The sequence below is a fragment of the Bradyrhizobium sp. SZCCHNR1098 genome (assembly GCF_032489375.1).
Classification (GTDB): Bacteria; Pseudomonadota; Alphaproteobacteria; order Rhizobiales; family Xanthobacteraceae; genus Bradyrhizobium.
This window is the reverse complement of sequence record NZ_JAUEXY010000023.1, coordinates 1-19,096: the sequence shown is the minus strand read 5'-3', so window position 1 is coordinate 19,096 and position 19,096 is coordinate 1. Positions and strand designations below refer to the sequence as shown.

The following is a 19,096-nucleotide window of genomic DNA, read 5'->3' as shown; positions in this document are numbered from 1 at the left end:
TCCTCAGGTCGAAACCGCCGCTACGGCGGAGGGAGAAGCCGGTTCTTGCGCCGATTTCGCGAAGCGCGCGATGGTGCGCTCCGGGAAGATCAGCGCGAAGGCCGAGATGGCGCCAACGATCAGCACGCCGGCGGTGAATGTCATGGCGTGGGCGTAACCGAGCGGCGCGTTGTTTCCGGCCTCGCCGACGATCCAGCCGGTGAGCGCATTCGATACCAGTGCGGATGCCGCGTTGCCGGAGTAGATCACGACGATGAGTCGGCCGCGCTGGATCGCCGGTGCCACGGCGCCAAGCGCGACGGGGCCGAAGATCGTGGTGAGGCTCGGTGCGGCGAAGGCGATCGCGATACAGGCGAGCTGCAGCGGACCCGTCGTGACGATGCTCAACAGCAGCGCGCAGCCGGCGGCGAGCAGCGCGAGACCGGAGGCGTGGCCGAGGCAGGCACGCAGGCTGAAGCCCTTGCGCTGCAGAACTTGCGTCAGCCAGGAGCCGCCGAGCAGCAGCGGCGACTGGAACAGGTAGATCCCTGAGATGATCCAGCCGACATCGACCTGCTTGTAGCCGAGCCCGAGCTGCAGAAAAGGGGGCAGCCAGGTCGCGGACATGCCGACGATCCAGTACGACGCGGTCGACATGATGATGACGCCGATCACGGTCGGATCGGCCCACAGCACGCGCGCCGGCAACGCCTTGTCCTTCGCCGCCGAAGCCTCCGGCGCAAGGGCGGAGTAGGGTCCTTCGCCGCCGACCAAGAACCAGCCGAGCATCCAGGCCAGCCCGAGCAGGCCGCAGAACAGGAAGCCGGTACGCCAGCCATAGCTCACGATGACATAGGTCAGGATCGGACCGCCGGCCAAGAGACCGACGCTGATGCCCTGCAGCACCACGGCGCTCGGCACGCTGCGCCGGTCGGTGGGAAACCAGTTGTAGCAGGCGTGCAGCGCGGTCGGCAGTCCCGGCCCTTCGCCGGCGCCGAGGATGATGCGGCAGATCACCAGCACGGCGATCGAGCCGGAGAAGAAGATCGGGATCTGCGTCGCCGACCAGACGCCGGCCATGATCAGGAGCAGCCATTTCACCGGGAAGCGGCCGACGACGAACATGCCGACCGCCATGCCCGACAGCGAGAACAGCAGGAAGAAGCTGCTGCCGATCAGGCCGAACTCCTTCGGGCTCAGACCCAGCTCCTTCATCATCGGCACGGCCGAGAGGCCGAACACCAGCTTGTCGAAGAAGTTCAGCGTCTGGAACAGGAACAGCATGACGAGGACGGCGATCGCGCGTCCTCCCACACTGGGTCTGGCGGTGTCGGATGATGTCGTCATGGCGTTTCCCCGTTTGATAGTCTCTTGTTTTGATTAGTGCAGTCGTTCGTTCAACTCGCTCAGCAGCGCGGCGAGCTCCGGCGCGTCCGTCGCGACGCCGTAGACATAATGGTCGGGTCGCACCAGCGCGGCGCTGCAGCCGTGGCGTTCGAACCAGCGTGCGACGACGGCGCTCTCCTCGTGCAAGCCGTGACCGCCGATGACGATCACACTGATCCCGGCGTCGCGGGTGGCAGCGTCGATCGAGCTCGAGTTCAGCGCACCCCGCCGGTCGAGGACGAGCCGCCATCCGGTGCCGGCGACGGTATCGAGCAGGGCACGCCCGCCATCACCGACGATCCAGGGCTGCGGAAACAGCGTGCCATTGGCCGCGTTTGCCTTGGTCGCGAGCAATCCCTGCGTCAGCGGCGGCACGATCTCCTGCCGGGTGATGGTGCGCGGCACGCCGCCGCCTTCGGCAAGGATACGCGCATCGCGTGCCGCTGCGGCCTCCGGATCCTGCTCGCAGATGACGCGGCCGATCGCCTTGATGCGCGTGGTCAGCTCGCGCACATGCGTGCTGCGCTCGATCTCGTAGCTGTCGAGCAGGGCCGCGGTCGATTGTCCGCGCAACACGCGCGCGAGCTTCCAGCACAGATTGGCGGCATCGCGCAGGCCCTGGCACATGCCCTGGCCGATGAAGGGCGGCTGCTGATGCGCGGCGTCGCCGGCGAGCAGGACACGACCCTGGCGCCAGCGGCGCGCGACCAGCGCATGGAAGCGGTAGCTCGCCGCGCGCCACAGCTCGCCATCGTCCGGAGAGAGCCAGGGGGACAGCAGCTGCCAGACCTGCTCCGGCTGCTCCATCGCCTGGCGGTCTTCCCCCGCTCGCAGCATGATCTCGAAGCGACGATGGTCGCCGGGACCGATGATGTAGGTGGTCGGACGCGCGGGATTGCAGAATTGGGCTGCGGTGGCCGGGAGCTTGCTGACGCCGCTGTCATTCACGAGAAGATCGACCACCAGCCACGGCTCGTCGAAGTCGAGATCGTCGAAGCTGATGCCGAGCTGCTGGCGCACGGTGCTCGAGGCACCGTCGCAGGCGATGACATAGTCCGCGGTGACCTCGCGCATCGTGCCGTCCGCCCGCTGCAGCGTGATGGTCGCCGCCGTTGCATCCTGCCGGATTGCGACGAAGGTCGTGCCAAGCTCGACCGTGACGGAAGGACAGCGGTGAACACGATCGCGCATCACCTGTTCGACCGGCGGCTGCGTGAACACCATGCTCGGCGTGTAGCCGAGGGGATAGGGCTCGCCAACCATGTCGATGCGGCGGATCAACTGCCCTTGCGCGCCGAAATGCTCGGACGCGGGGAACGGCGCGACGTAGCGGCTGACTTGTTCGGCGATGCCGAGATTGTCGAACAGCCGCATGATCTCGTGATCGAGCGCGATCGCGCGCGGCTTGTCGTAGATGTCGATAGCGCGGTCGATCGCGAGCGTTTTGATGCCCTGCGTGCCGAGCAGGCTCGCGGCGATGGCGCCGGTCGGACCGAAGCCGATGATGACGGCCTCGAAATGCTTGTGATCTGACGTGGCGGACATGGAAACTCGGAGTTGGAGAATGAGTCAGGCGGCGTAGCCGACCGCGAGCTGCGCGGCCTTGACGTGCTCGGCCTTGGGCGGAGCGATGCCCCATTGATCGGTGCGGCCGGGCGGCCAGACCCAATGCTCCGGCCCGCGCACGACGTAGTCGTCGTCGACCTGCAGCACCTCGGCGGTGTATTCGATGACCGTGCCGACGGGATCAATGAAGTAGGCGAAGACATTGTCGCCGGGGCCGTGGCGTCCGACACCCCAGGCGATCGGATGACCGGCATCGATCATGCGGCCCGCGCCACGCATCACGCCCTCCCAGGTCGGCATCAGGAAGGCGACGTGGTTGAGCCCGTTGACCTTCGCCGCAGCGATCACGACGGCATGGTGGTCCGAATTGCAGCGAACGAAGGCCATCGCCGCGGAGCGGTCGGTCAGGCGGAAGCCGAGCGCCTTCTGGTAGAATGCCGCCGAACGATCGACATCGGTGCTGTTGAGGTTGACGTGGGCGAGCCGCTCCGGGAGCTCGGGCCGCGGCGGCTTGGCGTCGTGCCTGATGTCGCCATGAACGAAGCGCAGCACGCCGCCTTCGGGGCCGCGCAGGCTCATGATCACGCCGCCGTCGGGGCCGGGGTTGGGCGCCGGCGCTGCGATCAGCGTCGCGCCTTCATGGATGGCGTTGCGGCTGATGGCATCGAATTCACTGGAATCGGCGAGGCGGAATGTCACCGCCTGCAGCTCGGTGCGCTCGCTCCGGTGCAGCGCCACGACGTGATGGTCGCTGCCGGTCGCACGGAGATAGGCGACGCCGTGGGCCTCTGCGACGCGCTCCAGCCCCCAGGTCTGCCGATAGAACGCTTCCGAACGCGCGAGATCGGGCGTGCCCAGATCGACGCTGCGCAGAGCCGCGACCGGAAACCGGGTCATAAGCGTGTCCTCCTGCGCGATGCCCGGGTGAGGACGCGCGACGTTTCTGTCCATGGCCGGCGAAACCGGCTCGTCCCTTTTATTACAGAAAAAATCGAAATCAATAAGAATTTATAAATTTTATGTTGTGTGGCCCGGCTCTATATATGTCGTCTGATTCAGAGGAGACCGGACGTGGATGCGGTTTTGGAGGCCGAGGGGCAGGGCCCGTCGACGCAGGCGAGTCATGTGTATGACCGGCTGCGCGAGGACCTGCTGTCCGGCCGGCTGGCGCCGTCGCGCAAGCTGCAGATGCGGTTTTTGACCGAGACCTATCAGACCGGGCAGACGCCGCTGCGCGAGGCGCTCAACCGCCTGACTGCCGACGGACTGGTCGAGGTGCGCGAGCAGCGCGGCTTCTACGTCAAAGACATCAGCCGCGCCGAGCTCGCCGAGCTGACCAAGACGCGCTGCTGGGTCGAGGCGCTGGCGCTGCGCGAGTCGATGGCGGCGGCGACGCCTGATTGGGAGGAGCAACTGGTGCTGGCGCAGCATCGGCTCAGCCGCGCGCCGCGCTCGCTCAGCGCGACGACGTTCGAGGACAATCCGGAGTGGGAGAGGCTGCACTGGATCTATCATCGGGTCCTGATCTCGAACTGCGGCTCGCAGTCGCTGATCGCGTTCTGCGGCCAGCTTGCCGACCAGCTCTATCGCTACCGCCGGCTGTCGATCCGCAAGGCGTTTCCGTCACGCCCCGTCGGCGACGAGCACGCCGACATCGTGAACGCCGTGCTCGACGCCGACACCGAACGCGCGGTTGCGCTGCTCACGGCGCACTATCAGCGCACCGCGGACGTGATCCTGCAGGACGAGACGATCTTTCCGGAGCTGCGCAAGGACAAAAAGATTTAGGATCACGTCGTCGCGGCGAGGAAGAAGTCGACGCGCTTCTCGACATGCGCCTGGGCTTCCTTCTTCAGGGCGCGCATGTCCTCGCCGAGCAGACTGCGGATCAGCACGGCGAACACGACGAGATCGAGGAAGATCCGTGCGCTGTCCTCGATGCGGTCGGCCGAGAAGGCGCCCTTGCCGGCGAGACCTTCGGCGCGCGCCAGCTCGCCGATCGCGTGGCTCACATTGCAGGTGGCGCGCTTGCGCGCCGTGTCCTGGATCTCGAGCGTCAGCTCGGGAAAGCGCGGACTTTCCGCAATCGCAGTGCGCATCAGGCCGATCGTGTCCTCGACGAAGGCGCGCTCGATCAAGGTGAGCCCGAGGCTGATCAGCCGGGCGCGGAAGGTGCGGCCCTGCGGCGCCAGGTTCTCATACTGCGTGTTGCGCGCGGCCTGGCGGCCGATGACGGCCGCGAACAGCGCGGCCTTGCTGGGAAATCGCGCGTAGATGGTCGGCTTGCCGGCGCGCGCGGTCTGCGCGATCTCGTCGACGCTCGCGCCTTCGAAGCCGTTTGCGAGGAACACGGTCTTTGCCGCGTCGAGAATGCGCTCCTCGACCTCGCCGGCACGTTCGAGCGGAGGCCGCCCCACCTTGCCGCGCGCCGTCCTGGAAGCAACCATTCGATCCGCCATGGCTTTCTTTCGAGGCCTTTGTGTTCCCGTCCTGTTTGGCACAGGGGTCGGGATTGTTCAATCAACGCGGCCTGGGCCGCTGCCCATGCCTGGGCTGTTAACGCGTTCCACGGAATATCGGCTTGCCCGTGGGGTCTCGAACACCGAGACTGCACAAAACGATTTAGGAGGAAAACCATGGGACGGACATTCGTTCATTTGGCGTTGCTCGCCGTCGCCTGCGTCGCGGCCGCGCCACTCGCTCATGCTGAAACCGTCGTTCTGAAGTCTGAACTCAAGGCCGCCAACGAGGTGCCGCCGAACGCGTCCGCCGCGTCGGGCGTGGCCGAAGCAAGCTTCGACACCGCGACCAAGACGCTGAGCTGGAAGGTCACGTTCTCTGGCCTCAGCGGCCCGCCGATCGGCGCGCATTTCCACGGGCCCAGCGAGCCCGGCAAGAACGCCGGCATCGTGCTGCCGTTCAAGAGCCCGGAGCCGCCGATCACGGGCTCCGCCGTGATCACCGATGCGCAGGCGGCCGATCTGCTGGCCGGCAAATGGTACGCCAACGTCCACACCCAGGCGAACCCGGGCGGCGAGATCCGCGGACAGATGACCAGGCAGTGAGGCGTGTGCCCGACGCGCGCGGGCTCGCCGTCACGCGGCCAGTTCCGGCTCGCCGGCCTGGCCGGGAACGGCCGAGGCCCGGCGCACGTCGAGGAACTGCTTGAAGCGGCCGAGCGAAAGCGGCGGCGCGACCAGATAGCCCTGGCCTTCCTCGACGCCGCAGGCGATCAGCGCATCGACCTGCTCCTGATGCTCGATGCCCTCGGCGACCACGGACATGTCGAGCTCGCGCGCCAGCGCCACCAGCATCTGCACCACCACGATGGCGGACTGGTCGCGGGTGATCGCGTCGACGAAGAACTTGTCGATCTTCAGGATGCGCGCGCCCAGCCGCTGGATATAGGACAGGCCACTATGGCCGATGCCGACGTCGTCGAGTGCGACGCGGAAGCCGAGCTCGCTGAGCTCCTTCACGACATCAGTCGCCTTGGCGAGATCGGCGAGCTCCTCGCGCTCGGTGACCTCGAGCACGACCTGGCGGGGGGAGACCGATGACGACGCGACCGTGTTACGCAGATCGTCGATGAAGCGGTCGCCGAGCAGATGGCGCGGGGTGATGTTGACGGACAGCTTGAACAGTTTGTCCTGCTTCATCTCCGGCTGCAGCTCGCGCAAGGCGGTCTTGAGAAGCTGCCAGGTCAGCTTCTCGATGCGGCCGGTGCTCTCGGCGAGCGGGATGAAGCTCATCGGCGGGATCAGCCGGCCGTCCGGCTTCTCCCAGCGCGCCAGGATCTCGCAGCCGACGATGTCGCCGGTTTTCAGTCGGAAGGTCGGCTGCACATAGGGCTTGAACTCGTTGGCCGCGAGCGCGCGGTCGAGCTCGGCGACTGGGTCCACCGGCCGGCTGAGATAGCTCGCCAGCAGCAGGCCGAACATGCCGCCCAGCGTGCCGGCGGCGAGCATCGTCAGGAGATAAGCGAGGTCGCGGCGCGCGCTCAGGCTCTGCGGTCGCACATGGATCGTGGCCTGCAGCGGATAGCGGTCGGACACGGTGGTGAAGGCGACGGTCTGCGCCGGCGTCTTGGCTAATGTCTCGGGTTGATAGCCGGCCACCTGCTCGCCATCGGGCAGGGTCAGGGTGACGTTGCTCTCGGCGCGCAGGCCGACCGGCATCACGTCCAGCAGGTTGCCGTCGATGCGCAGGATCGCCGCCAGCGACCGTTGCGCGTCGATGTCGCGCATCACGCCGAACGCGGCGCCGGTGAACTGCTCGACGCGGAACAGCCGCAGCTCGCCGTCGGCGGACTTGAACATCTCGTCGCGCCGCGCCCAGCCATTGTCGAATTCGAGCGTTTCGGAATAGGCCGCGCACTCGACCGCGCCGCCGCGATCGACGGTGCGGATGTCCTTGATGATGGTGCCTTGATAGACGTGAAGGCGCAGCGCCTGTAGCGCGACGGCGCTGCAATCCATCGGTCCTTTCGCGATCAGGCGGTTCAGGATCGATCCGGCCGAGTCGATCGCGGCCTCGGAACGGCGCAACGCCACCTTGCTGAGCTCGCTGAGCTGCCGCGCGGTCTGGTTGCCGATCAGCGCGGTCACGGCCAAATCGGCGCCGGCCAGGAAGATCCCGACGCAGGCGGCCACCGCTCCGACACGAAGCATGTGTTTGCGCTGCAATGCCATCGTGTGGTGAACACCCCCGTATGACCACGGGTATCCTTCAATCCAACCTTCAACTTTCCGTATATGCGCCCCAGGATGCCCGTCCGCAGCGGCAGGTTGGGCTGTGGGCGCAGAAAGCTGGTTAAGGAAGTGCTACCGGCTCAAGCCGCCTTGTCGGTCGTGCTGCGCGGCACCGCCGCCTCGGCGCGCCCGGCCGGGAGCAGCATCAAGGCGGCGAGCGCCGACAGGCTGAGGCTCGCCGACACGATCAGCACGCCGCGGCCGAGCCCGTCGATCAGCAGGCCGAACAGCAGCGGCGCGAAGGCCTGGCAGATCCGTGACGGCGCCCCGATCAGGCCGAGCCGGTAGGCGTAGTTGACGGGGCCGAAGATCGCGAGCGGCAGGGTGCCGCGAGCGATTGTCAGGATGCCGTTGCCGGAGCCGTGCAGCAGCGCGAAGGCCGCCGCGGCGCCGCCGCCGAACAGACCGATCGTCACGGCGGCGATCGGATGGGTGATGCAGGCGAGCCGCGCCGAGGCGAGCGGATGGAAGCGGCTGAGGAAGCCGGCCTCGAACACCCGCGCGGCGACCTGCGCCGGCCCGATCATCATGCCTGCGAACAGCGTCTGCGCCGGCGTCGCGCCGAACGCCTGCATCAGCCGCGGCAGATGCACCGCCATCGCCGCGGTCACCGTCCAGGCCGCCGCCATCGCGAACGCGATCAGCACCATCGGGCGGTCGAGCGGGATGTTGGGCTTGCCCGTCGGCATCTCGCCGGGCGCCATCGCGGTCGCCCGCGGCAGCGACAAATTGAGCGGCAGGCCGATGACGAGATGCGCGATCGCCCAGGCGAAACAGGTCTCGCGCCAGCCGATCGTCGCGAGCCCCCATGTGCTCAGCGGCCAGCCGACGGTCGAGGCAAAGCCCGCGAGCAGGGTGATGCCGGTGATCGCGCCGCGCGCATCCTTGCCATAGATGCGCCCGAGTGCGCCGAACGCGGCGTCATAGAGGCCGAGCCCCATGCCGACGCCGAGCCACAGCCACGCCAGCGCCATCACCCACAGCGAATGCGACAGGCCGAGCAGCGCCAGCCCGATCGCCAGCACGATGTTGGAGGCGCACAGCACCTGACGGCCGCCGACGCGGTCGATCTGGCGGCCGATGCGCGGACCCAACAGGCCGGAGATGATCAGCGAGGCCGAGAACGCGCCGAAGAACCAGTTGTTGGACAGGCCGAGATCCCTGGCGATCGGGTCGGCGAGGATGGCGGGAAGATAGTAGCTCGATCCCCAGGCCAGCGTCTGGGCGGTGCCGAGAGCGATGACCACGCCCAGCCGTCGTGCCTGCATTCCGTTAAACCTCTGCTTGGCTCTACGTCACGAACAGCCGCAGCCGCTGTGGCCAGCCTCCTTGGCCTTGGCATCATCGGCGCAGCAACTGTCTACGCCGGACGGCGCCGGTCCGCCACAGCAGCTGGGCAGGGCTGCAATGCTCTCCAGTCCGCCGCGGGTGCAGACGCCGGTCTCCGGCAGCTTCAGCTCGACGCGATGCGCCGCGGCCTTGTCGCCGGCGATATCAGCGGTGATCGAGCGGACCTGCTCGTAGCCCGTCATCATCAGGAAGTTCGGCGCGCGGCCATAGCTCTTCATGCCGGCGAGGTAGAGTCCGGGCTCGTCGGCCTGCGCCAGCTCGCGCGCGCCATGCGGCCGCACCGTGCCGCAGGAATGTTCGTTCGGATCGATCAGGGGCGCCAGCGCCTCCGGCGCTTCGATCGCCGGATCGAGCCGCAGGCGCAGCTCTGCCAGCAGCGACAGATCGGGACGGAAGCCGGTGGCGACGATCAGCTCGTCCGCGCCGACGCTGCGGTCACCGGCAGCGATGATCTGCAACTTTCCGTCCTCATCGGTGATCCCCGTGACGCCGAAACCGGTCTCGAGCCGGATGCGGCCCGAACGCACCAGCGCGGCAAAGGCCAGGCCGAGCTCGCCGCGCGCGGCGAGCTCGTCGGCGCTGCCGCCGCCGAACGCCTTCGCCGGATCGTCGCTGCGCAACAGCCAGATCGCCTGCGTGCCCGGCGCGTCCTCGGCCAACGCGGCCAGATCGATCAAGGTGCCGATCGCCGAGTGGCCGGCGCCGAGCACCGCGACCGCCTTGCCCGCATAGCGGCTGCGCTGCGCGCCTCGGACGTCCGGCATCGCATAGGCGATGCGCGCCGCATGCGCGGCCTCGCCGAGCGCGGGCAGCCCGCCGTGGCCTGCAGGATTGGGCGAGAACCAGGCACCGGAGACATCGATGACGGCGTCGGCCTGCAGCGCCGCCTCGCCCTTGCCGTTGTGGATGTGGATCTCGAACGGCGCATCGGCGCGTCCCTTCGACTTGGCCTTGTCGAAGCCGGCTCGGCTGATCGCGGTGACGCGATGCGAGGTCCTGACGACGTCGCGCAGCTCCGTGCGTGTCGCGAGCGGTGCCAGATATGTCTCGATCAACTCGCGCCCGGTGGGATAGACCTCGGGCTCGGGCGAATTCCATCCCGTCGCAGCGAGCAGCCGCGCCGCCGCTGTATCGATGTTGTACTTCCACGGCGAGAACAACTGGACGTGCTGCCATTGCCGCACCGCATGCGCGGCTTCCGGACCTGCTTCCAGCACGACCGGCTTCAGGCCGCGCGCCAGCGCATGGGCCGCTGCCGCCAGCCCGACCGGGCCGGCGCCGATGATCGCGACCCTCTTGGCGTCCGTCATGTACTCCTCCTATTCTTCTAGAAGTATCGAATTAAAAGGCGAGATCATCAAGCGGCCGGCCTCGCGGTGCCGCAGTCGCGCTCCTCGACGCAGCATTCGGAAACCAGAAAGCCGAGCAGGGAGCGCATCACGTCGTATTCTGCATGGCAGACCAGCGTCGTGCCCTCGCGCATCTGCGAGATCAGCCCGACCGCGACCAGCGTCTTGACGTGGTGCGACAGCGTGGACGCCGGGACCTTCAGCCGCTCCTGCAGCCGGCCGACCGGCATCCCGGCATGCCCGGCGCGCACCAGCGCGCGGTAGATCTTCAGGCGCGTGGTGTTGCCAAGGGCTTCCAGGCGGGCAGCGGCGTCATCGAGCTTCATGATGTGGAGGATGCGGCATGCGGCCCGCCGGAGTCAAACGATATTTCTAGAATATTGGAAATATCCATGAGCGCGCGCCGTGCGTGGTCGGTTGTCCGGCGCGCTATCTCAGCCGGTAGCCGGCATGGCAGCCGACGCAGGCGGCCATCGTCTCGCCGAGCGCCTTCAGCGCCGGCTTGAGCTCGCCGGTTACGCCCGCATTCTGCGCTTCGATGGCGAACCGGCTCGCCGCTTTGTGCATGGCGGTGCCGGCCTCCTGCATGCCCTGCGGCATGAACCCGGCGACCTCAGCGGCGCCGTGCAGCCGCAGCGAGCTCATCCCCAGGCGTTGCTCAGCGATCTGGCCGGCCTTGTCCGGCTCGCCCGCCGCCAGCGCGTCGTTGACCTGCTGCAGCGCCAGCAAATGGTCGCGCATGTTGGCGAGGGTGTGCTCGGCGAGATCGGGCGGAAACGCCACCCGCTCGCGCGGGTCTGGCGGAAGCGCCCCGTGGCCGCCGTGGTCGTGATGGCCGTGGTGCTGCGCCGTGGCGATGCCGGCGGACGCAACGAAGGCCAGCACAATGGCGGCAAGACGCAGGCGCATGAGGACCTCCATTTGAGCGAATGCGGTGACGTCTTCCCTAGACCGCGCAGCCGGCGGCACATATGATCCTGATCATATGCCGAGGATCATCCATCTCCCGCCCGAGGGTACGCGCCCGCCGCTCGACTGGCGCGCCCTTGCACGGCTGTCGCCATTGCTTGCCGCTCTGCCGGCGGCCGCGCGGTTGCAGACCCGGCACATCCAGGTGCCGCACCAGGGCACGGTGTTCTGTCGGGGCGATCGGCCGCGGGCGATGTTCTTCGTGCTGACCGGCGAGGTGCGATTGCTGCGCCGCTCGCGCGCCGGCGACGACATCATCCTGCAGCGTGCGCGGCGGGGCTTTCTCGCCGAGGCCAGCCTCGATCAGGCGTCGTATCATTGCGACGCCGTCGCGGCGCAGGATTCAGCGCTGCTCGCGATCGACCGCAAGGCCTTCGCCGAAGCGTTGCGTCGTCCCGAGATCGGGGACCGATGGTGCGATCATCTCGCCCGCGAGTTGCGCAAGGTCCGGGCGCAGTCGGAGCGGCTCAGCCTGAAGACGGCGCGCGAGCGGATCGTGCATTTCATCGAGACCGAAGGGGAGGGCGGCGAGGTCGAGCTCGGCCGGTCGAAGAAGGACTGGGCCGCCGAGCTCGGCGTCACCCATGAGGCGCTCTATCGTGCCCTGGCACGCATGGAACGGGATGGCGAGCTCATCGTCGACGGCACCCGTCTGCGCTTGCGATGAGCCTTCGGGCGCGTCGTCTCCGTTCGTCGGCAACGACCATTCGAGCTCGTCGGCCTTGACGCCGACTCTATATATCGATAATTCTGGATATATGGAAAATGAGCAAGCCGTTCTGGCCTTGGCGGCGCTGGCGCAGCCGACGCGCCTGCAGGCCTTTCGCACCCTGGTGCAGCACGAGCCCGACGGTCTGCCGGCCGGCGAGCTCGCGCGTCTGCTGGAGGTGCCGCAGAACACGCTGTCGGCGCATCTGTCCGTGCTGGCGCGCGCCGGCCTCGTCAGCTCGATCAGGCACAGCCGATCGATCGTCTACCGCATCGACCTCGCGCAATTTCAGAAGGTCGCGCTGTTTCTGCTGCAGGACTGTTGCGGCGGCCGACCGGAGGTCTGCGCGCCCGTCGTCGCAAGCCTCACCCCCTGCTGTCCGCCCAAGCGCAAGGAGAAGAATCGTGTCTGACCGCGTCTACAATGTGCTGTTCCTCTGCACCGGAAATTCGGCGCGCTCGGTGCTGGCGGAGTCGATTCTGCGCAAGGACGGCGCCGGCCGCTTCCGCGCCTTCTCGGCCGGCAGCACGCCGAAAGGCGCGGTGCATCCGTTGGCGCTCGAGACGCTCGTGCGCATGGACTATCCGACCGACGATCTGCGCTCGAAGAGCTGGAGCGAGTTCGCCGTCGCCGGCGCGCCGGCGATGGATTTCGTCTTCACCGTCTGCGACAACGCCGCCGGCGAGGCGTGTCCGATCTGGCCGGGGCAACCGATGACCGCGCATTGGGGCATCGAGGATCCGGCGGCGGCCGAAGGCACGGAGCTGGAGAAGCTCGCGGCGTTCACGACCGCCTTCCGCTATCTGAAGAACAGGATCGACGCCTTCATCAATCTGCCGCTCGGTCGCATCGATTCGATGTCGCTCGGCACGCGGCTGCGCGAGATCGGCCGCTCCGAAGGCGCGGCGCAGCCGACGCCGAGGGCCGGATGATGGAGAGCTTCGATCTGCCGCGCCGCGCCGTCGTCGAGGCGCTCGGTACCGCGATCCTGGTGGCCACGGTGGTCGGCTCCGGGATCATGGCGGAGCGCCTCACGACCGACGTGGCGTTGCAGCTGCTGTGCAACACGCTGCCGACAGGTGCGATCCTCGTCGTGCTGATCACGATTCTCGGTCCGATCTCGGGCGCGCATTTCAATCCGGCGGTCACGCTCGTCTTCGCGGCACGGCGCGAACTGCCAGCGCGCGAGGTTGCGCCCTATGTCGGCAGCCAGATCGTGGGCGGCATCGCCGGCACGATGACGGCGCATCTGATGTTTGCGCTTCCCGTCGTGATGACATCGCTCAAGGCGCGGACAGGCGGCGCGCAATGGCTGGCGGAAGCGGTAGCGAGCTTCGGGCTGATCGTCGTCATCATCGCCGGTCTACGCTTTCAGCGTGCAGCCGTGCCCTGGCTCGTCGGCCTCTACATCACGGCGGCCTACTGGTTCACGGCGTCGACCTCGTTCGCCAATCCTGCGGTCGCGATCGCGCGCTCGCTGACGAACACGTTCTCCGGCATTCGCCCGCTCGATCTGCCCGGGTTCATTCTCGCCGAGCTTTGCGGTGCGGTCGCGGGCGTGCTGCTCCTGATGTGGCTGTTCGCTCCGTCGCGGACGCGCGATACCGCGGGCATTGCGGAGCTGCAAGCGTAGACCGCCGCGGGTTCGGCGCCGGGCGCCCCGGCCGGGCGCGCCGTCAGGACATCGCTTGCCTCATCGCCGGGGCTCGTCCTGATCGTCGTCGTCGCCTTCGCGCTCCCTGCGGGCGGGCTCATAGCTCAGCGACAGGCCTTCGGCCCGCGCATGCAGCGCCGCAAGATGCGGGTAGGCCCCAAGACCAGCCCCAAGACCAGCTCCAAGACCGCCGTCACCGGCACGGGCCACCGGCACCAGCGTGGGCGCCGCGTTCCGGCTGGCTTGTGACATGGCCAAGATGCCGCCCAGCCCCGCCAGCACGGCTGCCAATGTCATCGTCTTACGCATGCTCGTCTCCGAACTCACCGCCCCCGGCTCGCTCCGTCCTGACGCGATCATGCTGCAACGAGACTGACGGCATCCTGTCGGGTCGTGTCAGCGGGGAGTCAGCTTGCCTCGGGCAGGATGCCGATCCTGTGCGAGTTTCCACCCCCGCATCTGTCTGATGCGCAATTCCGACATCGGAAGTTCAAACTATCATCCGCACCACCTCGTTAGCATTTGCGAATGCTCCGCAATTCGTGCCCCGCAATTCGAACCAGTGGCGAGAGCGCAACGAATGACGACTATCTCTGAAGATGACGGCGTCAGGCCCCGGAAGGATCATGCATTTGCCTCAAATTGGACGGTTCATGCGCATTACGGCATCTGCGATGCTGATCTCTACGGCTGCGTCCGCGGCGACGGTGGCGCGCGAGGATGATCGTGAGCGCCGTGATGCCATGCGTCATGCCGTGGAGGCGGGCGACGTCTTGCCGCTGTCGCAGATCCTGCCGAGATTGCGTGGCCGGGTCGCCGGCGACGTGATGGGGATCGATGTCGAGCGCCTGCGTGGTCGCTGGCGCTATGAGTTTCGGGTGATCGGCCGCGATGGCCGCGTGCGTGAGGTCTATGTCGATGCGCGCAGCGGGGAGATCGAACGGATCGAGGAAAAGTAGATGCGTGTGCTGCTGGTCGAGGATGATCCGCGGCTGGCGTCCGACCTGGTGCGGACGCTGCAGGCGGCGGGCTATCTGGTCGAAACGTCCGACAACGGCGAGCAGGCCTGGTTTCTCGGCGACACTGAGGATTATGGCGCCGTGATCCTCGATCTCGGCCTCCCCGGCATGGACGGCCTGTCGGTGCTGAAGCGCTGGCGCGGCGCGGGGCGACACATGCCGGTGCTGATCCTGACGGCGCGCGCGAGCTGGGCGGAGCGGGTCGACGGCATCGATGCCGGCGCCGACGACTATCTGCCGAAGCCGTTTCGCAACGAGGAGCTGCTGGCGCGATTGCGCGCGATCGTGCGGCGGTCCGCCGGCCGTGCGGCGCCGGTGCTCTCGTCCGGCGACCTGACGCTCGACGAGCGCCAGATGAAGGTCAGCCTGTCCGGCGTGCCGGTGACGCTGTCGCAGCTCGAATACCGGCTGATCGCCTATCTGCTGCGGCAGAGCGGCCGCGTCGTGCCGCAGCATGAGCTGGAGGAGAACGTCTACGGCCTCGGCCACGAGCACGACTCCAACGCGCTCGAGGTGCTGATCCGGCGCGTCCGCAAGAAGCTCGGCGCCGACATCATCGAGACCCGCCGCGGCTTTGGCTACATGATCCCGGAGACGGCGGAATGAGGCTCGGCTCGCTGCGGCTGCGGCTGGTGGCGGCGGGCACCATCGCGCTGCTGGTCGCGCTCGGCGTCGCCGGCTTCGGCATGGTCGTGCTGTTCAAGCGCCACGTCGCGCGGACGCTCGCCTCCGATCTCGACATTCACCTGCGCCAATTGCTGAACGGCCTCGAGGTCGATGCGGAAGGGCGCATCGTGGTCGCGCGGCCGCCGGCCGATCCGCGCTTCGTGGTGCCGCTGTCGGGGCTGTACTGGCAGATCTCGGACGATCATGGCCAGTTGCTGCGCTCGCGCTCGCTGTGGGACACCATCCTGCCGCTGCCGATCGACGAGCCTGGACCGAGCGACGTGCATCAGCATGAGCTCGCCGGGCCGGATGGCGAACACGTGCTGGTGGCCGAGCGCGGCATCCTGATGAATCCGGAAAGCCAGATCCGCGTGCGCGCGGCCGTGGCCTACGGCCTCGACGGTGCCACCAGCGCGGTGCTGACCTTCGCCAAGGATCTGTCGATCGCGCTCGCCGTGCTGGCCGTCATCCTCGCCGTCGGCACGTCGGTTCAGGTCACTCTCGGCCTGCGTCCGCTCGGCGTGCTGCGCCGTGGCGTCGCCGAGATCCGCAGCGGTCGGCGCCAGCATCTCCCCGTGGACGTGCCGACCGAGGTGGCGCCGCTGGTCGAGGAGGTCAACGCGTTGCTCGATGCGCAGCAGCGCGAGATCATGCGCTCGCGCAGCCGTGCGGCCGATCTCGCTCACGGCTTCAAGACGCCGCTCGCCGCCCTCACGGCCGACGCCGCGCGCTTGAGGGAGCTCGGCCAGCTCGAGCTGGCGCGCAACGTCGAGGATGTCGCCGAGGCGATGAGCCGGCAGGTTGATCGCGAGCTGGCGCTGGCGCGGCTGCGCGGTAAGGCCCGCGGCGGGCCGGAGGCCGCGACCGAGCTCGCGCCTTTGGTGAATGCGCTGCTCGGGACGCTCGGCCGCACGCCGGCGGCCGCCCATGTCAGCTTCGATGGCGAGGTGCCCCCGGGCCTGAGCGTCGCCATGGATCGGACGGATCTCGCCGAGGTGCTCGGCAATCTGCTGGAGAACGCCGCGCGTCATGCGGCGAGCACGGTTCGCATCGTCGCCAGTGCGACCCCTCTGATCGTCATCGTCGAGGATGACGGTCCGGGCATTCCGGACGCGAAGATCGGCCGCGTGCTCGAGCGCGGCGGCCGCCTCGACGAGCAGGGGCCGGGCAGCGGGCTGGGGCTCGCGATCGTGCAGGACGTGCTCGAAGCCTATGGCTGGCGGCTGCAGATCGGCCGTTCCGAGCTGGGCGGCGCCAGGATCACGATCGCGCCGGCCATCGTCTCGGCGCTCCGCTGGCCGCAGCCCGCGATGTCCCAGGCGACCCCGGCGCCGTCCATTCTGACAGCAGGCTGACATCCCGCGTCAGCGGCGCGACGCCCCCGGTCAGCTATTGCCTCAGGTCATGACGCCCCACGCGGCTTGCCACCGCGGGGGGGCCCAATGGTCGAAGGAAGCTGATCATGCGTATTCGAAATTCCGCCAAGGCGTATGGGTCCGTCGCGATTGGGCTGCACTGGATCGTCGCCGTGCTGGTGCCGGCGGCCTGGATCTCGGGTCATCTCGGCGACATCCTGCCACGCGGCTCTCATGACACGGGCCTGTTCATGCACGTCTCGCTCGGGCTGGCGATGCTGGGCTTTGCGCTCGCGCGCCTGGCCTGGCGTCTGGCCGATCCGCCGCCGGCGCCTGAAGCGACCAAATTCGGCGCGTGGACCGTTCACGTCGGCGAGATCACGCATCTGCTGATCTACGGCATCATGTTCGCCATTCCGGTCCTCGGCATCGTCACCCAGTTTGCCCGCGGCTACGGCTTGCCGGTGTTCGGCCTGTTCGAGATCGCCTCACCCTGGGTCGGCGACCGCGGCTTCGCCCACGACATGAAGGAGATGCACGAGGCGCTGGCCAATGGCCTGATGATCCTGATCGGCCTGCACGCCGGTGCGGCGCTGCTGCATCATTACTGGCTGCACGATCGCACCCTGCGGCGGATGGTGCCGGGACTGCGGTGATCGGTCCTGTCATCCGGGCCTGCTAAGAGGCCTCCGTCGATCACGCCATCGGAGGCCGTCATGCCGGCAACGCCGCACATCGAAAAGCACTTCACCGCGTCGGAAGTCGTCCGCGACGTCGTGATCGGCATGGCCGACGGGCTCACCGTGCCGTTCGCGCTCGCCGCCGGTCTCTCGGCTGCGGTCGCCAAGACCGACGTGATCGTCACCGCCGGCCTTGCCGAGGTCGTCGCCGGCGCGATCGCGATGGGGCTCGGCGGTTATCTCGCCGCCCGCTCCGACGCCGAGCATTATGCCGCCGAGGAGAAGCGGGAGCACGACGAGATCGAGCACCTTCGCGGCCGCGAGGTCGAGGAGGTTGCGGCGATCTTCCGCGGCTATGGTCTCGAAGGCCAGGCCTTGGCGACCGTGGTCGACGCCATCGCGTCCGATCGCAAGCGCTGGGTCGACTTCATGATGCGCTTCGAGCTCGGTCTCGAACGCCCGGATCCGAAGCGCGCGCCGGTCAGCGCCGTGACCATCGGCGGCTCCTACGTGATCGGCGGCCTGATCCCGCTGATCCCCTACATGCTGGCGCCTGACATCTCGTCCGCACTCCGGATCTCCGTGGTCGCAACCGGCATCGCGCTCTTGATCTTCGGCGCCATCAAGGGCCACTTCACCGGCGTCAACAAGATCAAGTCGGCGCTGCAGACTGCGCTGGTCGGCGGCCTCGCCGCCGGCGCGGCATTCTGGCTGGCGCATCTGTTCGGGTAGGGCGGGACAGGATTGCGGTCGAGGCCATTCGGAAGAAGGTCACCGGGCCGGTCATGATTGACGAGGGACCGTAGGGTGGGCAAAGGCGCGCCGGGGTGAGGCCTTGTCGGGCGAGCTTTCGCGCGCGCCGTGCCCACCGCCCGCACCCAGCGCCGCCGATGGTGGGCACGCGCCGCCTTTGGCGTCGCTTTGCCCAGCCTACGGCAGCGTCGTCTGCGGCAAAGGGCTTTGCCCGAGTTCGAGATCGCCGCGCCGGCAGACCCTTTCGGATTGATTAGCCTCGTGCCATGATGTGTGATGATGCGCGCGCTTCTCCTCATGACTTCGATCACAGTGCTTGCAACCGCTCCGGCCGCAGCTCAACGGTTCGATGGCATTGACCCGGTGTGCCTCCAGACATGGGAGTGGGGCGGTTCCAGCACAATCTCGTGCCAGTACAGGTCGTGGGAGGCGTGTAGAGCGGGGGCTGCGGGCATGTCGGCCATGTGCTTGCCGAACCCCTATGCACAACGCCCGTCTGAGCCAAGCCGCCGTCGGCCGCCCCGGTAGGCGCCGATTGCGAACTGACAAGACCCCAATCGTCAACGGAGCGGGCACGCGCCGCCGATGCTTGCTCGGGCTGATCGGAACCAGTCTGTATTTCTGAGAAAAATAAATCTGTTGCCATTTTTCGGAAATCGTGCTTGATTGTCTCCATCCCGTGCTCCTCAAGAGGGGCGCTTCGCGATCGTCACGGAACGTTGGGCGCGGGATGCGGTGGCTGTAGGATGCCGCAGCGTGGGGCGACTCGCGCGGACGAACGGCAGCTTGCGGACGCGAAGTCGCGTGGTCCTGGCGCCCCGATGCTGGCGCCAAGTCTTCGGGCGATGATCCCGAGGGCGACGGTGACTAACAAGCCGGTACACCGAGGAGATCGCGAAGTAAGCGTGAA

The 19,096-nt window shown here is 67.7% G+C and carries 22 protein-coding genes; 12 read left to right on the top strand and 10 right to left on the bottom strand.

Annotated elements, in window-relative coordinates:
- Positions 1-3: 3 nt before the first annotated feature.
- From QX135_RS32175 to QX135_RS32165, 3 genes are read right to left on the bottom strand one after another with little or no spacing between them, the layout of a single operon-like run.
- Positions 4-1,326 (bottom strand): MFS transporter, encoded by a 1,323-nt coding sequence (locus tag QX135_RS32175; RefSeq protein WP_316234483.1) that lies wholly within the window; start codon positions 1,324-1,326, stop codon positions 4-6.
- A gap of 33 nt (positions 1,327-1,359) precedes the next feature.
- Positions 1,360-2,910, bottom strand: a complete 1,551-nt coding sequence (locus tag QX135_RS32170; RefSeq protein ID WP_316230481.1) for a bifunctional 3-(3-hydroxy-phenyl)propionate/3-hydroxycinnamic acid hydroxylase — start codon at positions 2,908-2,910, stop codon at positions 1,360-1,362.
- A gap of 24 nt (positions 2,911-2,934) precedes the next feature.
- A complete protein-coding gene (locus QX135_RS32165) occupies positions 2,935-3,828 on the bottom strand; it encodes a VOC family protein (protein WP_316234482.1) in 894 nt (297 codons plus the stop codon).
- A 174-nt stretch (positions 3,829-4,002) separates the two neighbouring features.
- On the opposite strand from QX135_RS32165, the gene QX135_RS32160 reads away from it, so the two are divergent.
- A complete protein-coding gene (locus tag QX135_RS32160; RefSeq protein WP_315813272.1) occupies positions 4,003-4,719 on the top strand; it encodes a GntR family transcriptional regulator in 717 nt (238 codons plus the stop codon).
- 2 nt (positions 4,720-4,721) lie between these two features.
- On the opposite strand, the gene QX135_RS32155 is transcribed toward QX135_RS32160, so the two are convergent.
- Positions 4,722-5,378, bottom strand: a complete 657-nt coding sequence (locus QX135_RS32155) for a TetR/AcrR family transcriptional regulator (protein ID WP_316182644.1) — start codon at positions 5,376-5,378, stop codon at positions 4,722-4,724.
- 189 nt (positions 5,379-5,567) lie between these two features.
- Here QX135_RS32155 and QX135_RS32150 point away from each other — a divergent pair, with 189 nt between their 5' ends.
- Complete coding sequence (locus QX135_RS32150) at positions 5,568-5,996, top strand: CHRD domain-containing protein (RefSeq protein ID WP_316234481.1); 429 nt, start codon at positions 5,568-5,570, stop codon at positions 5,994-5,996.
- A 30-nt stretch (positions 5,997-6,026) separates the two neighbouring features.
- Here QX135_RS32150 and QX135_RS32145 read toward each other — a convergent pair whose 3' ends face one another.
- The 5 genes from QX135_RS32145 to QX135_RS32125 all read right to left on the bottom strand — a co-directional run bounded on the left by QX135_RS32145 (position 6,027) and on the right by QX135_RS32125 (position 11,290).
- Positions 6,027-7,601 (bottom strand): EAL domain-containing protein, encoded by a 1,575-nt coding sequence (locus tag QX135_RS32145; RefSeq protein ID WP_316234480.1) that lies wholly within the window; start codon positions 7,599-7,601, stop codon positions 6,027-6,029.
- Positions 7,602-7,762: 161 nt separating this feature from the next.
- The gene (locus tag QX135_RS32140; RefSeq protein WP_316234479.1) at positions 7,763-8,950 is read right to left on the bottom strand and encodes an MFS transporter; all 1,188 of its coding nucleotides are present in this window, start codon (positions 8,948-8,950) and stop codon (positions 7,763-7,765) included.
- A gap of 27 nt (positions 8,951-8,977) precedes the next feature.
- On the bottom strand, positions 8,978-10,342 hold the full coding sequence (locus QX135_RS32135; RefSeq protein WP_316182638.1) for an NAD(P)-binding domain-containing protein: 1,365 nt from the start codon (positions 10,340-10,342) through the stop codon (positions 8,978-8,980).
- Between the two features lie 47 nt (positions 10,343-10,389).
- Positions 10,390-10,707, bottom strand: a complete 318-nt coding sequence (locus tag QX135_RS32130) for a metalloregulator ArsR/SmtB family transcription factor (protein ID WP_315712726.1) — start codon at positions 10,705-10,707, stop codon at positions 10,390-10,392.
- 103 nt (positions 10,708-10,810) lie between these two features.
- Complete coding sequence (locus tag QX135_RS32125) at positions 10,811-11,290, bottom strand: hypothetical protein (RefSeq protein ID WP_316182637.1); 480 nt, start codon at positions 11,288-11,290, stop codon at positions 10,811-10,813.
- A gap of 76 nt (positions 11,291-11,366) precedes the next feature.
- Between QX135_RS32125 and QX135_RS32120 the strand changes: the two genes are divergently transcribed.
- The 4 genes from QX135_RS32120 (at position 11,367) to QX135_RS32105 (ending at position 13,692) form a co-directional block, all read left to right on the top strand.
- Complete coding sequence (locus QX135_RS32120; RefSeq protein ID WP_316182635.1) at positions 11,367-12,017, top strand: Crp/Fnr family transcriptional regulator; 651 nt, start codon at positions 11,367-11,369, stop codon at positions 12,015-12,017.
- Between the two features lie 91 nt (positions 12,018-12,108).
- Entirely contained in the window at positions 12,109-12,471 is a 363-nt protein-coding gene (locus tag QX135_RS32115) for a metalloregulator ArsR/SmtB family transcription factor (RefSeq protein ID WP_315738847.1), read from the top strand.
- The gene (locus QX135_RS32110; RefSeq protein WP_316182632.1) at positions 12,464-12,991 is read left to right on the top strand and encodes an arsenate reductase ArsC; all 528 of its coding nucleotides are present in this window, start codon (positions 12,464-12,466) and stop codon (positions 12,989-12,991) included. Before QX135_RS32115 ends, QX135_RS32110 begins: the two co-directional genes overlap by 8 nt.
- A complete protein-coding gene (locus QX135_RS32105) occupies positions 12,988-13,692 on the top strand; it encodes an MIP/aquaporin family protein (protein ID WP_316182630.1) in 705 nt (234 codons plus the stop codon). Before QX135_RS32110 ends, QX135_RS32105 begins: the two co-directional genes overlap by 4 nt.
- Positions 13,693-13,752: 60 nt before the next feature.
- Here the strand turns inward: QX135_RS32105 and QX135_RS32100 are convergent, their stop codons facing one another.
- The gene (locus QX135_RS32100; protein ID WP_316182628.1) at positions 13,753-14,022 is read right to left on the bottom strand and encodes a hypothetical protein; all 270 of its coding nucleotides are present in this window, start codon (positions 14,020-14,022) and stop codon (positions 13,753-13,755) included.
- Positions 14,023-14,366: 344 nt separating this feature from the next.
- Here QX135_RS32100 and QX135_RS32095 point away from each other — a divergent pair, with 344 nt between their 5' ends.
- The 6 genes from QX135_RS32095 (at position 14,367) to QX135_RS32070 (ending at position 18,714) form a co-directional block, all read left to right on the top strand.
- A complete protein-coding gene (locus QX135_RS32095; protein ID WP_315738841.1) occupies positions 14,367-14,672 on the top strand; it encodes a PepSY domain-containing protein in 306 nt (101 codons plus the stop codon).
- A complete protein-coding gene (locus QX135_RS32090; RefSeq protein ID WP_315773329.1) occupies positions 14,673-15,338 on the top strand; it encodes a response regulator transcription factor in 666 nt (221 codons plus the stop codon).
- On the top strand, positions 15,335-16,753 hold the full coding sequence (locus QX135_RS32085) for an ATP-binding protein (RefSeq protein ID WP_316182625.1): 1,419 nt from the start codon (positions 15,335-15,337) through the stop codon (positions 16,751-16,753). Before QX135_RS32090 ends, QX135_RS32085 begins: the two co-directional genes overlap by 4 nt.
- 107 nt (positions 16,754-16,860) lie before the next feature.
- Positions 16,861-17,409, top strand: coding sequence for a cytochrome b (locus tag QX135_RS32080; RefSeq protein WP_315782641.1), 549 nt, complete (start codon positions 16,861-16,863; stop codon positions 17,407-17,409).
- 60 nt (positions 17,410-17,469) lie between these two features.
- Positions 17,470-18,165 carry a VIT1/CCC1 transporter family protein gene (locus QX135_RS32075; protein WP_315782639.1) on the top strand — a complete coding sequence of 232 codons (696 nt, stop codon included), beginning with the start codon at positions 17,470-17,472 and terminating at the stop codon, positions 18,163-18,165.
- A 297-nt stretch (positions 18,166-18,462) separates the two neighbouring features.
- Complete coding sequence (locus QX135_RS32070) at positions 18,463-18,714, top strand: DUF3551 domain-containing protein (protein WP_316182623.1); 252 nt, start codon at positions 18,463-18,465, stop codon at positions 18,712-18,714.
- Positions 18,715-19,096 lie beyond the last annotated feature (382 nt).

Excerpts from the sequence above, each read along its gene's own strand:
- QX135_RS32100 (WP_316182628.1), bottom strand. The coding sequence starts at position 14,022 with ATGCGTAAGACGATGACATTGGCAGCCGTGCTGGCGGGGCTGGGCGGC.
- QX135_RS32140 (WP_316234479.1), bottom strand. The coding sequence starts at position 8,950 with ATGCAGGCACGACGGCTGGGCGTGGTCATCGCTCTCGGCACCGCCCAG.
- QX135_RS32120 (WP_316182635.1), top strand. The coding sequence starts at position 11,367 with ATGCCGAGGATCATCCATCTCCCGCCCGAGGGTACGCGCCCGCCGCTC.
- QX135_RS32080 (WP_315782641.1), top strand. The coding sequence starts at position 16,861 with ATGCGTATTCGAAATTCCGCCAAGGCGTATGGGTCCGTCGCGATTGGG.
- QX135_RS32070 (WP_316182623.1), top strand. The coding sequence starts at position 18,463 with ATGATGCGCGCGCTTCTCCTCATGACTTCGATCACAGTGCTTGCAACC.
- QX135_RS32145 (WP_316234480.1), bottom strand. The coding sequence starts at position 7,601 with ATGCTTCGTGTCGGAGCGGTGGCCGCCTGCGTCGGGATCTTCCTGGCC.
- QX135_RS32165 (WP_316234482.1), bottom strand. The coding sequence starts at position 3,828 with ATGACCCGGTTTCCGGTCGCGGCTCTGCGCAGCGTCGATCTGGGCACG.
- QX135_RS32075 (WP_315782639.1), top strand. The coding sequence starts at position 17,470 with ATGCCGGCAACGCCGCACATCGAAAAGCACTTCACCGCGTCGGAAGTC.
- QX135_RS32175 (WP_316234483.1), bottom strand. The coding sequence starts at position 1,326 with ATGACGACATCATCCGACACCGCCAGACCCAGTGTGGGAGGACGCGCG.
- QX135_RS32090 (WP_315773329.1), top strand. The coding sequence starts at position 14,673 with ATGCGTGTGCTGCTGGTCGAGGATGATCCGCGGCTGGCGTCCGACCTG.
- QX135_RS32155 (WP_316182644.1), bottom strand. The coding sequence starts at position 5,378 with ATGGTTGCTTCCAGGACGGCGCGCGGCAAGGTGGGGCGGCCTCCGCTC.
- QX135_RS32115 (WP_315738847.1), top strand. The coding sequence starts at position 12,109 with ATGGAAAATGAGCAAGCCGTTCTGGCCTTGGCGGCGCTGGCGCAGCCG.
- QX135_RS32105 (WP_316182630.1), top strand. The coding sequence starts at position 12,988 with ATGATGGAGAGCTTCGATCTGCCGCGCCGCGCCGTCGTCGAGGCGCTC.
- QX135_RS32170 (WP_316230481.1), bottom strand. The coding sequence starts at position 2,910 with ATGTCCGCCACGTCAGATCACAAGCATTTCGAGGCCGTCATCATCGGC.
- QX135_RS32125 (WP_316182637.1), bottom strand. The coding sequence starts at position 11,290 with ATGCGCCTGCGTCTTGCCGCCATTGTGCTGGCCTTCGTTGCGTCCGCC.
- QX135_RS32150 (WP_316234481.1), top strand. The coding sequence starts at position 5,568 with ATGGGACGGACATTCGTTCATTTGGCGTTGCTCGCCGTCGCCTGCGTC.
- QX135_RS32135 (WP_316182638.1), bottom strand. The coding sequence starts at position 10,342 with ATGACGGACGCCAAGAGGGTCGCGATCATCGGCGCCGGCCCGGTCGGG.
- QX135_RS32095 (WP_315738841.1), top strand. The coding sequence starts at position 14,367 with ATGCGCATTACGGCATCTGCGATGCTGATCTCTACGGCTGCGTCCGCG.
- QX135_RS32130 (WP_315712726.1), bottom strand. The coding sequence starts at position 10,707 with ATGAAGCTCGATGACGCCGCTGCCCGCCTGGAAGCCCTTGGCAACACC.
- QX135_RS32085 (WP_316182625.1), top strand. The coding sequence starts at position 15,335 with ATGAGGCTCGGCTCGCTGCGGCTGCGGCTGGTGGCGGCGGGCACCATC.